The sequence below is a fragment of the Bradyrhizobium sp. HKCCYLRH3073 genome (assembly GCF_051167995.1).
In the GTDB taxonomy this organism is placed as follows: domain Bacteria; phylum Pseudomonadota; class Alphaproteobacteria; order Rhizobiales; family Xanthobacteraceae; genus Bradyrhizobium.
Map to the genome: position 1 here is coordinate 173558 of NZ_JBNPUD010000003.1, position 13415 is coordinate 186972.

Annotated in this window: 14 protein-coding genes and 1 pseudogene; 5 read left to right on the forward strand and 10 right to left on the reverse strand. The window is 66.3% G+C overall.

The window, feature by feature from the left end; translation table 11 throughout:
• Positions 1-7: 7 nt before the first annotated feature.
• Entirely contained in the window at positions 8-241 is a 234-nt protein-coding gene (locus ACQR1X_RS08485; protein WP_315800218.1) for a DUF6894 family protein, read from the reverse strand.
• 207 nt (positions 242-448) lie between these two features.
• On the opposite strand from ACQR1X_RS08485, the gene ACQR1X_RS08490 reads away from it, so the two are divergent.
• From ACQR1X_RS08490 to ACQR1X_RS08505, 4 genes are all read left to right on the forward strand, one after another.
• Positions 449-631 (forward strand): hypothetical protein, encoded by a 183-nt coding sequence (locus ACQR1X_RS08490; RefSeq protein ID WP_315741166.1) that lies wholly within the window; start codon positions 449-451, stop codon positions 629-631.
• Between the two features lie 218 nt (positions 632-849).
• Positions 850-1734 carry a hypothetical protein gene (locus ACQR1X_RS08495; protein WP_316215675.1) on the forward strand — a complete coding sequence of 295 codons (885 nt, stop codon included), beginning with the start codon at positions 850-852 and terminating at the stop codon, positions 1732-1734.
• Positions 1724-2113 carry a cytochrome C gene (locus ACQR1X_RS08500; RefSeq protein WP_316180835.1) on the forward strand — a complete coding sequence of 130 codons (390 nt, stop codon included), beginning with the start codon at positions 1724-1726 and terminating at the stop codon, positions 2111-2113. Before ACQR1X_RS08495 ends, ACQR1X_RS08500 begins: the two co-directional genes overlap by 11 nt.
• 338 nt (positions 2114-2451) lie before the next feature.
• Positions 2452-3288 (forward strand): HD domain-containing protein, encoded by an 837-nt coding sequence (locus ACQR1X_RS08505; protein ID WP_315800215.1) that lies wholly within the window; start codon positions 2452-2454, stop codon positions 3286-3288.
• A 10-nt stretch (positions 3289-3298) separates the two neighbouring features.
• Here the strand turns inward: ACQR1X_RS08505 and ACQR1X_RS08510 are convergent, their stop codons facing one another.
• The 6 genes from ACQR1X_RS08510 to ACQR1X_RS08535 all read right to left on the reverse strand — a co-directional run bounded on the left by ACQR1X_RS08510 (position 3299) and on the right by ACQR1X_RS08535 (position 9229).
• Positions 3299-3973 (reverse strand): HAD family hydrolase, encoded by a 675-nt coding sequence (locus ACQR1X_RS08510; RefSeq protein WP_316215676.1) that lies wholly within the window; start codon positions 3971-3973, stop codon positions 3299-3301.
• Between the two features lie 115 nt (positions 3974-4088).
• On the reverse strand, positions 4089-4496 hold the full coding sequence (locus ACQR1X_RS08515) for a hypothetical protein (protein ID WP_315800213.1): 408 nt from the start codon (positions 4494-4496) through the stop codon (positions 4089-4091).
• Positions 4497-4602: 106 nt separating this feature from the next.
• On the reverse strand, positions 4603-4809 hold the full coding sequence (locus ACQR1X_RS08520; protein WP_434898648.1) for a hypothetical protein: 207 nt from the start codon (positions 4807-4809) through the stop codon (positions 4603-4605).
• 132 nt (positions 4810-4941) lie between these two features.
• On the reverse strand, positions 4942-5838 hold the full coding sequence (locus ACQR1X_RS08525; protein ID WP_434895200.1) for a hypothetical protein: 897 nt from the start codon (positions 5836-5838) through the stop codon (positions 4942-4944).
• A gap of 522 nt (positions 5839-6360) precedes the next feature.
• Positions 6361-8427, reverse strand: coding sequence for a PAS domain S-box protein (locus tag ACQR1X_RS08530; RefSeq protein WP_434892196.1), 2067 nt, complete (start codon positions 8425-8427; stop codon positions 6361-6363).
• 64 nt (positions 8428-8491) lie between these two features.
• On the reverse strand, positions 8492-9229 hold the full coding sequence (locus tag ACQR1X_RS08535; protein WP_315712288.1) for a Crp/Fnr family transcriptional regulator: 738 nt from the start codon (positions 9227-9229) through the stop codon (positions 8492-8494).
• Between the two features lie 399 nt (positions 9230-9628).
• On the opposite strand from ACQR1X_RS08535, the pseudogene ACQR1X_RS08540 reads away from it, so the two are divergent.
• Positions 9629-11706 (forward strand): annotated as a pseudogene (locus ACQR1X_RS08540) (methyl-accepting chemotaxis protein).
• 206 nt (positions 11707-11912) lie between these two features.
• On the opposite strand, the gene ACQR1X_RS08545 reads toward ACQR1X_RS08540, so the two are convergent.
• The 3 genes from ACQR1X_RS08545 to ACQR1X_RS08555 form a co-directional block, all read right to left on the reverse strand.
• A complete protein-coding gene (locus tag ACQR1X_RS08545) occupies positions 11913-12707 on the reverse strand; it encodes a DUF72 domain-containing protein (RefSeq protein WP_316215902.1) in 795 nt (264 codons plus the stop codon).
• 95 nt (positions 12708-12802) lie between these two features.
• The gene (locus tag ACQR1X_RS08550; RefSeq protein WP_315800208.1) at positions 12803-13009 is read right to left on the reverse strand and encodes a hypothetical protein; all 207 of its coding nucleotides are present in this window, start codon (positions 13007-13009) and stop codon (positions 12803-12805) included.
• A gap of 128 nt (positions 13010-13137) precedes the next feature.
• Positions 13138-13335, reverse strand: a complete 198-nt coding sequence (locus ACQR1X_RS08555; protein WP_315755672.1) for a hypothetical protein — start codon at positions 13333-13335, stop codon at positions 13138-13140.
• Between the last annotated feature and the right edge of the window lie 80 nt (positions 13336-13415).

A 13415-nucleotide genomic window follows, 5' to 3' on the forward strand; every position in this document is an offset into this window, starting at 1 on the left:
GCGTCGTTCAATGCATCGCGCCGAGCACCGACGTGAACGGCATGGCGATGATTTCCTCGCCGAGATCATCGGAAATGTGGAGTACCCAGTCGCGCCAATCCTCGTCGCTTTCGGAGGAAATCAGCGAATGCATGACGCGCTCGGCGTGATCGCAGGCCTCGGCGAGATCGACGACCGCGGTTCCACGCCGATCGACGAGAAACTCCTCGGGATTGGAGCAGTGGAAGAAGACCTGCGTCATGTCCGTCTCCTCAATCGCCATCCGGCGAATCTCAGCCAGGAGTAACAGCGTGGCGGCGCACGCGAAATCGGATTGATCACGTAAGGTAAATTACGGGGAGAAGTCTAAGCCTGGGGAACCGGGCCCGCAGTGATCCATCTCACGGAACGCATCGGTGTGGAGAAAGTTGACTTGGGTTATTCGATCCGGCGACAGGAGCTCGACATGATGTCTGAAGTCCAGATCCACGCGATCGCCCGGCAGATGCTCGAGATGCACGGCGCCTCGGCCGTCGCGCAGGCTGCGCAGAAGGCGCAGCAATGCGAAGCCAGCGGCGAGGCCGAGGAGGCCCGCGAATGGCGTCACATCTCGGACGCCATGAGGATGATGCGCGGTCCGCACCAGAGCTGACACGGATTCCATTTTACCGAATATTGCCGCGCGTTCCGCCGGATCGACCAAACTGCTCCGCAGCAGCCGGCGGTGGATACGTTCCGCCAAGGGAAACGTGTGCCGCATCTCATCCTGGTTTCCGACCCATTTTCCCCGCAAGAATCGGGCAACATGATTCGGCGGTGGATTCGCCGACCAACGTTTGCCGGCGCGCCCGCCGTCCAGGGATTATTGCCATGGTCTTCTTCAAGCGTGAGCTGAGCCCCGTCGAGATCTTCGAGCGTGCGCTGAAGGACAAGCAGGCCGCGCGGCAACGGCTGACGGATCGCCTCCGCGTGGCCGAGGCGGCGCTGGACGAAAAGAAGGTTGCCGCGGAGCGGCTCGCCAAGGCCGGCGCCAGCAACGGGCAGCTCGATCGCGCCGAATCCAAGATGCAGGCCGTCGAGCAGAAGGCCAAGGCGCTGCGCGCAGCAGTCGCCGAATGCGATGAGCAGATCATCCTGGCCGAACGCGCCTTCGCCGACGCGGTGGCGCAGCGCGACCGCGACCGCGCCGCCAACGACATCGAGGCCGTCGCCACCGCGATCGAGCAGGCGGTTCCGCGCTTCGAGATCGGTGCGGCGGCGCTCGTCGATGCGGTGACGCGCGGCCGCGCGGCGCTGAGCGAGGCCAGCCGCTTCGCGTCCGATGTTGACGACATCCGGCGCGAGGTGATGTCCGCCGCGGAGCTGATCTGCTGGGAGCTGCGCGCGGCCGCGAGCCGCACGCGGGCCGGCAACATCAACGTGGCCCTGCTGGCGCCGCCCGAGATGCGGCAACTGCCGGCGCCCGAGACCGACCGCCAGATGATCTATACGCTGAGCCCGCTGACCTGGCGTGAGGGCGAGGAGGTGAAGCGCGTCGCCGCCTTTACCATGACCGCGCTGCCCAAGGCCCTGCTGCCGCTGGCGCTGGCGCATCAGCACGTCGACTATCTCAACGCGCGCCGGGTGCAGACGCTGATGCACGTCCATGGCGGCGGACAGCAGCAGAGCGAGCCGATGCCCGACGATCCGGCGCTGGTCGATCTCGATGCGCTGGGTGCGCAGGCCGAGGAAAGCCCGCAGGCTGATGTCGCCTGAGCGCGTCCCTGCGCGCAGGCGCGCCGGAGCGCAGCTGGGGCTTGTTGGATCGGCCGTGCTGCTGCTGATTGTCATCAGCGGTGCACGGGCGGAAAATCTCGATGCCGGTAAATCCGGCGCGCGGCTGTTTGCGGACAGCTGCGCCACCTGTCATCGCTCGGCACGTGGGCTCGCCAAGGGACGCTTCCGCCTGACGCTCTATTTGTTCCTGCAGAAGCACTACACCAGCAGCGACGACGCCGCGTCGGCCTTGAGCACCTATCTGCAGTCGGTCGATGCGCCGGCAGCCGCGCCGGCCCGTCGTCCTGCTGCGCGGCGACGGGATTATCGCGGTGAGACGCGACCGCCGCGGCCGCCGCTGCCGGTCCGGGGACGCTAGTCCGGCGGGCCGCACGACGATCTCCGCTCGCTTCGTCCTGCGAGGGGAACGGGCCGCGGCGAGTGAACGTGAGCTGCTCAGGTTCAGCCGCTCGGCCCGCAGTTTTCCGGTGTGCGCTCGTCCGGGTGTGGCTGATATCCGCAACCTGGGCTATGCTCGTCGGCCAAGGTGCTCGACGCCCCGGGGGTGCCGATCTCGTGCGTGTCCGTGCGAAGCTGGCCGCCCCGAGCCGTATCGTGACGTCTCAGTCGTTCCACGAGCCGCGTTATCGTGATTGTGTTTTCGGGCGTTATGTCTTTTGACGTTGTGTTAGGGCTGTCTGAGGCAGGGCAGCGGCGATGATGACCTTACCGGAGCTCGCGGCAGCGGCGTTGGAGCGTTTCCTCAGCTCCTATATGCGACGCCGTTTCGGATCGTCTCATACCCAGTTGACGGAGATGCTTCCGGCGGCTGCGCGCATTGCGCTGGAATGCATCGGCAACAGCGATGCGCTGTATCACAACGTCGAGCACACCTTGCTGGTGACGCTGGCCGGCCACGAGATCCTGCGCGGCCGTGCGCTGCACAGCCACATGACGGCGGACGACTACGTCCACGTCATCCTGGCCTGCCTGCTTCACGACATCGGCTATGTCCGCGGCCTGTTCAGGGAAGACGATGTCAACGGCTTCGTCGTCGATCGCGGCGGCCGCAAGATCTGCCTGCCGCGCGGCTCCTCCGATGCCAGCCTGATGCCGTATCACGTCGACCGCTCGAAGCTGTACGTGATCAACCGCATCGAAGGCATGGCGCCGCTGGACAAGGACCGCATCGCCCGCGCCATCGAAGGCACGCGCTTTCCGCCGCTCGCCGGCCAGCACTTCGACGAAGAGCAGTCGATCGTGCGCGCCGCCGACCTGATCGGACAGCTCGGCGACCCCAACTACATCCGCAAGGCCAACGCGCTGTATCACGAGTTCGAGGAGGTCGGCATCAACCGGCAGCTCGGCTATGAGTCGCCGGCCGACATCGTCAACCGCTATCCGCAGTTCTATTGGAACAGCGTCGCGCCGCACATCCAGACCGAGATCCGCTATCTCAACATGACCTCGACCGGGCGCCAGTGGATCGCAAACCTCTACGCCAACGTGTTCCGCGCCGAACGCGACATCTCGCTGTCGGGCCCGCAGAGTTGACTGGCGGGAGTTAGCGCCGGCCGCCGACCTCGTCGATGTGGTCGAGCAGGTCGGCCGGGTCCTCGTAGACTCGGATGGCGCCGGACTGGCGCAATTCCTCCGAGCCATAGCCGCCGCTCAACAGGCCGACGCCGAGCGCCCGGCAGCGGGTTGCGGCGAGCATATCCCAGATGCTGTCGCCGACCACGACCGCGCGCTCGATCGGCATGTCGAGGCGGGCGGCTGCGGCGAGAAACAGATCGGGATCCGGCTTGGCGTAGCGGACCTCGTCACGGGTCACGACGGCGCTGGTCTTGGGATCGACGCCGAGCGCGGCGAGATTGACGGCCGCCGTTTCCATTCTGCCGCTGGTCGCGATCGCCCAGGGGATGCCGGCATCGGTCAGGAAGCCGAGCAGCTCGCGGGCGCCGGGCAGGGGGCGGACCTGGCCTCCGAGCTTCTGATAGGCCGCCGCATGCGCCTTCCGCAGCCGCTCGATCCGCTCGGGCTCGATGGCATAGCCGGTCTCACGCAGCAGCTGGTTGGTGAACAGGCCGCCGCTCATCCCGATCTTGCGGTGGATGCGCCAGACCGAGAGCTCGATGCTCTCGGCATCCAGCGCCGTCTTCCAGGCCAGCACATGCTGGTAGACGCTGTCGACCAGCGTGCCGTCGAGGTCGAACAGGAAGGCGGTTTCGATGCGCATGGCTCGCTCCGGGCTGGACATCTGCTACGCAGCAGCCGCTACGGCCAAGCGGCAGCGGCCATTCTGGTTCCCGGCCGCTGCGAGAGCTGTGCTGTGCCTGCGCCGCGAGCCCGGCTCAGCCCTTGGGACGGATGAAGCCGGCCAGCGTCTTCTTCTGCTCCTCGCACCAGTTCGTCATGCCGAGGCGGCGCTGATCCATGTCGATGGCCTGCGTGGCGACGGCGACCTCCGCCATCAGATCGTCGTCCTGCTTCTCGCCCATCTTGCCGCCGGTGTGCATATAGGCGATCGCCTTGCGCACCTTCTCGGTCGTTCCGTCAGGCATCTTCATGTCCTGCGCCTTCTGGACCAGATCCTGATAGACGACATCGACGCCGGGACATTCGACCTTGGTGGCGAACGCCTCCAGCACCATGGTCGTATACATGTGGCGTGGCTCGGCGCTGCCCGGTGTCAGGGCCGCCAGCAATGCCGCAATGGTCAATGTCGCAAGGGTTGACGTGTAGAGCAGACCGTTTCGCATCCTCTGGCTACCTCCCGCTTGTTTTCGGCGAGGCTAGCCTGTGGCCAAAGCCCGGGCAACAACGAGCGCAGTGCAGCACGCGCGAATTGATCGAAGGGGCCGCCGGCTACTTGTTCAGCCGCCGCTCCTGCTCCTTGAGCAGAACGTCGAGCTCCTCGCTCTGCTGCGCGAGGCGGTCGGCGTTGCGCTCCTCGTCGGCGGCACCCGACTGCGAGGCGGCCTGCTCGGTGATCTGGCGGATGTTGTCGCGCAGGATCGCGATGCGGTCTGCGAGCTCGGAGGCGGACAGGATGGTCGGATCGGTCAGGCTCATGAACCCCTCGGGATGCGCATTGTCAGGCGCAGCTCCTTAGCTCGGAAAGCCGCGTCGCGACAAGTGGATCGACGGCATCGATCACCCCCGCGCCAATCGGCGCGGACCGGCGCGGGCGCCTGTGCGGATCCCTCAGCGCACCGGCATTGGCGGACGCACCACGGGCTGGTCCGGATCGACCGGCGCCGACGGCAGCGGCATCGGAGCAGGCGGCGGGGGTACCATGTTGGCTGCAGCCGGCGGCGGCATGCGCGGCCGGTGCGGCACCGCTGCTCCGGGCTGTGCCGGGGTCACGGCCGCCGTCGCAGGGCGCGGGGCCGGGCGCGGCCGGATCGTCTGCTCGATGGCGCGCGGATCGAACGACCGTGCTTCCGCGGTCCGCTCGCTCGGCCGCTCGGCGGGCCTGTCGCTGGACTTGGCCTCGGCGACCCGCGCCATGTCGCGGACCATCTGCTCCTGCCCGGCCTTCAACTGTGCGAGGCTCGTCTTCAGCTCGCCGATCTGCTGGTTCAAGGCAGCCAGGTCGTGGGCCATCGATTGCAGCAACTGCGCCTGCTCCTGCGACGCGGTCGCGCCAGCCGCGCTCGTTGCGTGCTCCTGCGCCTCAGCCGGCGCTTCTGCGGCCGTCTGCTGGGGCGCGGTCGCGGCCGGCTGTGCCGCGGCATCCTTGTCGGTGTTCGATGCCAGCGAGATCCGCGGCATCCAATGCGCGATCATCTCCTGGGCCTGGTCTCCATAGCTCTGCCAAGCGGCTGCGGCGACCGCGCTGCCGACCGCGAACAGCACCGCCAGAATGGTGCGCACGGCCCAGGTGGCGAACGTGCTGCGCTCTCCGGTGACCGCGAAGTCGCTCGTCGCCTGCGTCCTGTAGTCAGGGTCGATCTTTGGCGAGGGCACATCCGGTGGCCGTTGCGAGCTGCGCCTGTCCGCTTCGGCGGCGGTGCGATCGGCGCGGGCCGCCAGCACGATCTCGGGATCGATCACGGCATGAGGCTGCTGATCGCCGTCTTTGGTCGTCGTTGCAAGCATTGACGCTCCGTCCTCCGTTGTCGTCCGCCTCGCAGGCGGCGCTCGGCTCTGTTCCGATGCGTCGTCCTACCAACGCCTCGTGCACCAACGCTTCGCGTACTCACGCTGCATCGTACTGACGCCTCGTGACGCCAACGTCGGATGACGACTGCGCCACAAGACGCTCGGCCTCTCCAGCCGCATCAGCACAGAACCTGGATACCGGTTGTCCCTCGTGCCCACGCGTCTGCATGTTCACGGTGATCCATCTTGGCCAGAGCCGCATGCTCAGGAACGTCCCATCATCGTTCCGTCGCGTCGACGCTCGGCTGATTCCCAATCTCATCGACCCTTGGTCATATCCGCCTAAACCAAGGCGAAGGCATGGCGGTTGCGCGACCCCTGCGACCTCCACCTCAGGCCGCACGCGGAGCATATCCCGAATGCACCGCGAAGGCTATGCCGACGGCGGTTCGCCGTGCCGGCGAGATCCTCGGCCATCGTGACCGACCGGTGCTGCGGAACGACGCTTCGATCGGCCCGTCAACGCTTGAGAATGTCGCCGGTGGGCAGCCGGATTTCGCAGCAGAGGCCGCTCGGCTCGAAGCGCCGGACGACGCGGGCACCGACCTCGTACGGCAGCATCTGTTCCAGCAGCACGGTTCCAAAGCCCTGGCGCTGCGCAGCCAGCGGACGGCCGGACATGCCGGTCTCGGTCCAGTCGATGACCAGCCAGTCGGCCGCGTCGCGCTCATCGAGCCGCCATTCGATCCTGATGAAGCCCCGCGGCACGGTCAGCGCGCCGTATTTCAGCGCATTGGTCGCGAGCTCGTGCATGGCAAGCCCGATGCTCTCGGCCGCCTTCGGCCTCAACCGCACCTGGGGGCCCGACAGCGAGAATTGCCTGTCCTCGCGCGCGGCTCCGGCGCGCAGCTCATCGGCGATCAGCTCCGCCAGATCGAAACCGGCGAGGGGATCGCGCGTGACGACCGCCTGGATGCGCGACAGCGCCGTGATGCGGCCTTCGAGGTGACTGGCGAAATCCTCGACGCTGTCGCTCGAGTCGCCCGTGCGGCGGATGATCGAGCGGATCACGGCGAGCATGTTGCGGACGCGGTGCTGCAGCTCGGCGAGCAGCAGCTTCTGGTGCTCGGAGGCCGAGACCAGCGCCGTGATGTCTTGGGTGATGCCGCCGATGCGCTGCACCCGTCCCAGCTCGTCGACCATGGGAAAACTACGGATGCGCAGCCAGCGCGCGACGTCGTCCGGCTGCGTGACGATACGGACATCCAGGCTGTCGCGCTGGCCGCGCCGGGCGCGCTCGAGGCTCTCGACGGCGCGGGGCCGGTCCTCCGGCAGCATGAGCTCGGTCCACGATGCGAGATGGTCGCCGCGGAGCACAGCGGTGCGCGGCACGCCATAGATGGTCTCGAATGCGGGGCTGAGATATTCCCAGTGCAGGGTCTCGGCATCGCGGATCCACACCACGTCGGAGGATGCTTCGCCGAACTGGCGGAAACGCGCCTCGCTGTCGCGTAGCGCGGCCTCGGTGCGCTTGCGGTCGTCGATGTTCATCGCGAGCTCGACCAGGGTGCCGTCGCCGAGGTCCCGGCCGGCGAACATCATCCAGGCGCGTTCGCCGTCCTTGCGAAAATACTGCTTCTCATAGGGACCGATCCGGCCGGTCTGCCGCAGCAGCTCGATCTGGTCGCTCGATGTACCCATCCATTCCGGGGGGGTCAGGCTCTTCCAGGTCAGCTGGCCGCTGTCGATGTCCTGACGCGAATAGCCTGTCATCGCCAAGAAGGCCTCGTTGGCGTCGACCAGGGTGCCGGCTGCATGATCGAAGAACAGCACGCCGACCGAATCGATCTCGAGGAGGCGGCGCAGCCGATGATCGCTGGCATCGCTGCCGTTCGAATGCGGCTGCGGTGCGGACGGCCCGGCCTCCGGCAGCTCGCTGCAGCCGAGGCAGACGGCGAGCTCGGGATCGGTCCGTGCGAGGGCAAGCACGTCCGAATCGATCGCGAGCAGGTGTGCATCGGCCCAGAAGTGGGCTGTGCGCAGATAGGCGAGGAAGGCCGCCAGCAGATCGAACCTGGTGTCGCCGAAGGCATGTCGGATTGCGCGCCGCGAGCGGTCGAAATCAGCACGCTGCATGAACAGCACCGACGCCGCCTCGAACAGGTCCGCCTCACCGTCGCTGCCCGGCTCCGGGATGTCGAGCGGGGGCTGGATGAGTTCGAGCCGGTCGAGCGCCGCCGCGGTGCGCGCGGGATCCGCGAGCGGCCGCGCGAGCAGGTGACGCGCCCGATCGATCGGCTCCGGGCGGGACGTCGAGTCACCCGCGGGCTTGCCAGATCCAACCAGAAATCCGAAATGCCGGGTCAGACAATAAGGCGAACGGTTGAGGCGCGACAGATGGACGGCGAGCCGCTCCTTGAAAAGGGCCGGAAGCGGGGTGTCGAGATAGGCGCATTTGGCGAACTGCCAGAGCTGTCGGGTCGCCTCAGGCGCAGACGGCGCCGACCTGAACAGGTTGGGCATCAGCCCGAGGCGCTGCACGATCTCCTGCTCGAAGGGTCCGTCCACCATGCGCTGTTCGACCATCGCCGTTTCCCCGGCAGAGTGCCGAGACAGTCAGCATAGCGCAAGCGCCAGCGCTCCGAACCTCTCACTCATTCGCATCGAGCTGACGGCCTTCGCGGTCCAAATGCAAGTAATTCGCGTTGAACAGGCCGGCGCTCATCAAGCGCTCGAGGTCCGGAAGTACCAGCATCTTGCCCTTGAGCACGATCAGGTTGCTGGCGCGCAGTTCCTGCAGCGTGCGGTTGACGTGGACCTTCGACAGGCCTGTCGCCTCGGCGAGATCGGCCTGAGTGAGCGGGAAGCTGCAGCTGCTGTCGTCGGCCAGGCCCGCCAGGCGTAGCCGGAAGAACAGTTCGCACAACAGGTGAGCCATGCGTTCGGACGCCGTGCGTTGCCCGAGATTCATGGTCCATTCGCGCTGGATTGCGGCGTTGACCAGTGTCTCCCACCAGAACGCCGTTGCAATGCGCGGATAGCCGGCGCTGATCTCGTCGAAGAACTCGCGCGGCAGATCGGCGATCGACACCGGCGTGATGGTGCCGATCGAATGGTCCATCTCGCGCAGGATGAAGATGTTGAGATCACAGATATCGCCGGGCAGGAAGAACGAGACGATCTGGCGGCGGCCGTCCTCGAGCTGCTTGTAGCGGCAGGCCCAGCCGTTCAGGATCAGATGCACGTCCTTGGGCTTCTCGCCTTCGCGCGCGATGTCGGTGCGTGGCGCGAAGGTCCTTACCCGTTGAGCCGCAGCGCGGTTGAGCATCAGGCGGTCGGCCGCAGAAAGGCGGACGAAATTCTCAAGCTTGCGGACCAGATGACTCAAAGAGTGGTTCCCCCGAATTAGTTTATTGGGGTTCCAAGCGGCGCGACTTCAATAACTTATGTTAGCATGATACCGCGTTGACCGCTGATCTTTCTGCACCTGCGCAAGGAACCAACGCGTTGTCGATGTGCGTGGGTCTGCTGCCGCAATCTCGGTGATGATTTCGCCATCGCGCGATGGTCGGAGCATGAGCGACATCGCGCGAGTCAGACCTGCACTGCGCGCTTCTGTCGTCGAACTCTCATGAAAGTCGATGATGAATCACTGTCGAGGCCCGTGAAAATACGGGAATCGACGTGCGGCCGCGACGATTTGCCCTCGGCAGCGTGCCTGCGCAAGTTAATAGCCTCTTAGACTGCGCTTCCTAAGTTGACCGAAACAATCAACTGGAAATGCACGATGCGAGTCGGTCAGCTCTTTGCGGTATCGATGCTCTCGGTCACGGCGCTTGCCTGTGTTCTCGGGGGCGAGGTGCTGGTATCTCACTATCGCGCCTACGCGAGCAGAACCGAAGCGATCAAGTCAGTCGACGCGTTCGCTGCCGTGCTCCTTGCAGGCCAGGCCGTCGCGGGATTGCGGGCGCCGTTCGTCACGCCGATGTTCCAGGACGTTCCGGCCACTCCTGTGCAGCTGGACGCCGTCGACAAGGCCGGGCAGCAGGCCGACGCCGCCTTCGCCAAGGCGAAAGCGGCCGTTGAGACGCTCTCCGACAGCCAAGCCATCTTCGACGGACTGAACGCCGCCAAGGCAAAGCTCACCGCGACGTGCGCACGATGGTCGACCGCGCCGTGAGATTGCCGCTGAATGCGCGCGACCCGGCTGCGATGAAGGGATTCCTGCCCGGCTTGACCGACGTGCTGAAATCGGTCGAGCCGCTGCTCAACCGCCTCGAGAACCGCGTCGCGACCGCCGATGCATCGCTGACGCCGCTGCTGTCGATTGCGCGCATCACGCAGGATCTGCGGATCACGGCCGGCGGCCGCGCCGCGATGCTGGCCCCGGCGCTCGGCGCCAAGCGTCCGCTGGCTCCGGCCGAGTACTCCAACATCGATCGTGCGCAAGGCCGGATCGAGGTCGATCGCGAACGGATCGAGTCGAGCATCGATCAACTCGGCAATCCTCCGAAGGTCGCGCAGGCGATGTCGGAGGCGGTCGAAGCATATTTCAACAACGCTGCGGGACTGATCGAAAAGGAGATCGCGGCGTCGCGCAGCAATGCCGGCTACACGCTGTCACCGGAGCAGTTGGGCGGCACCGTCGTGCCGCCGATCGGAAAATTCCTGACCGTTCGCGACAATGCGCTGGCCGAGGCACGGACGCGCGCCGAGACGGCGCGGGACGATGCACTGGTGATGTTCGGGATCGGCAGCGGCGCGGTGCTCGCGCTGCTCGGCATGCTCGGCGTCGTGACCTTCATGCTGCGCCGTCGCGTGATCGCGCCGCTGGCTGCGCTGACCGGCGTGGTCGGCGACCTCGCGGCTGGCCGTGACGACGTCGTCGTTCCGGCCAGCGATCGGCAGGACGAGATCGGCACGCTCGCCGCCTCGCTGCAGGTCTTCAAGGATGCGCTGCTGGCGAAGAAGGCGGCTGACCGGGCCGCAGCGAGCGAGGCGGAGGCCAAGATCCAGCGTGGACAGCGGGTGGATACGATCACCCGCGAGTTCGAGGCCGTCATCAGCGAGATCGTCGATGTCGTGTCCTCGGCGTCGACGGCGCTCGAGAGTTCGGCAGGAACGCTCACGACCACGGCCGAGCAGTCCGAGCGGCTCGCCACCACCGTCGCTTCGGCGTCCGAGGAGGCCTCGACCAACGTGCAGTCGGTGGCATCAGCGACGGAGGAAATGTCATCGTCGGTGACGGAGATCGGCCGCCAGGTTCAGGATTCGGCGCGCGTCGCCAACGAGGCCGTGCAGCAGGCGCAGCGCACCAACGATCGTGTCGGCGAGCTTGCCAAGGCCGCGGCCCGCATCGGCGACGTTGTGGAGCTCATCAACTCGATCGCCGGCCAGACCAACCTGCTGGCGCTCAACGCCACCATCGAGGCGGCACGCGCTGGCGAGGCGGGGCGCGGCTTCGCCGTCGTGGCCTCCGAGGTGAAGGCGCTGGCCGAGCAGACCGCGAAGGCGACCGACGAGATCAGCCAGCAGATCAACGGCATCCAGGCGGCCACGCAGGAGTCGGCGAACGCGATCCGCGATATCGGCGAAACCATCGAGAAGATGTCGGAGATCGCCTCGACGATCGCATCCGCGGTGGAAGAGCAGGGCGCGGCGACGCAGGAGATCTCGCGCAGCATCCAGCAGGCGGCCCGTGGCACGCAGGAGGTCTCGGCCAACATCACGGATGTGCAGCGCGGCTCCAGCGCCACCGGTCAGGCGTCGGCACAGGTGCTGAATGCGGCGCAATCGCTGGCCGGTGAAAGCACACGCCTGAAGCGCGAGGTCGCGCGCTTCCTGGGCTCCGTGCGCGCCGCGTGACGACGGGACTGCACGGCACTGCATTCCAACATCATGAGCGCCGGCTCGGACCGGCGCTCATATCATTCGCTCACTTGCTCCTGTCGAGGGTCTGCGCCATGTCGAGATGATGCTGCAGGGCCGGCAGGGTCTTGCCGCCCAGTCCTCGGTGGCGGATCGTCGCCGCCCTTCGCATAGCGCTCGAACAGCGACACCGGGTCGCAAACCTAAACCGAGAGATGTGCACGATGTCCCGACGAACTGGCGCGCGCGGCGCGGCGTGCCTGGTGAGAAGATGCCGCGAGCAGCCGGCGTAGCCGCAGAGCGTCGGCGGGCGCCGCGCTCTTCTGGTCGTTGTCGAAATAGACGTAGACGTCGATGCCGTGCGACGCCCAGGCGCGAATGCGCTTGGCCCAGGCTTCGAGTGTCGCGTCCGGATAGTTGTCCTTGTAGCGGCCGCCCGGGCCATGGCCGCGCACATAGACGAAATCGGCCGTCCGCCTCCACGGCGCCGGCGCGTCGTGATGGTCCGACAGGCATAGCGAGATGTTCGCGTCCCTCAGCAGGCGCATGATCGCCGGTGTGTACCAGCTCGGGTGACGGAATTCGAAGCTGTAGCGCCGGTGCGTCGGCAGCAGCGGGAGAAACGACTCGAGCCGTTCTCGATTCGCTTCGAATTGCGGCGGCAGCTGGAACAGCACGGGGCCAGCCTTGTCGCCGAGCAGCGACAGCCGGCTCTCCATCAGCGCGATGCTGTTGACCGAGCGCGCAGAGAGGCGCTTCCAATGCGTGATGAACTTGGAGGCCTTCCAGGCGAAAACGAAATCGGGCCCGGTCTGATCGCGCCAGCCACGGACGGCAGCTTCCGTCGGCGTCCTGTAGAACACGCCATTCAGCTCCGTGGTCTCGAACTGGCTGGCGTAGTAGGGCAGCTGATGTCTGATCAGCAGTCCCGGCGGAAAGAACGCGCCGCGCCAGGACCCGTAGTGCCATCCCGATGTGCCGATCACGACCCGGGCCATCATCGTCCTCTCGCCGAGACCAGACCTCGAAAGCAAAGCGTCGTGAGGGCGTTCGGGTTCCTTTCAAAGCCGCAGCAGACGATACGGCGCGCGCTCTAGCGCTCGGCGGCGTGCAGCACCGGGGCGCTCAACAGCTCGTTGATATGCGCCGCCGTCTCCGCCTGCATCGCCTTCTTCAGCATGATGTCGCGCTCGGGGCCTACGGGAAGACGTGCTGCCGCTTCGCGGGCAGCTGTTGCAGCCTGCTGCAGCCGCTGGCCGAACGACACTGTCTGCTTACGCCGGTTCCGGGTGACGCTCATGGCGAACTCCTGTTGCTTCAAACAGGAGTCTGCGAGCCTGCCGGCCTTGTGTCGCTAACACACGTTAGCGTGCAGTTCACTATCCCTGGAGGTCCTGTTGGAACAAGACGACAGCGTCGCGGTGCTGATTAGTTGTTCGATCGATCTGGGTCATTGCCCGGAACGCTGAGATGCACCTCGTGGCCTTGCTTGATGGCCAGCGTCGCGGCTGATGCAGCGGATTCGAACGCAGCCTCCTTGGTCGCGTAGTCGCCATGGGCGTTGCCGTCATGCAGAACGCTCCAATGATCGTCGACCGCGACGATGGCGTATTGAGCCAGTCCCATGTCCTCCTCCATTCTTCGCGTCATTGGGTCGAAACGCTCGGGGACGCCCGATGCCGTGCCGCGGGCGCGGCTCGTCTCGG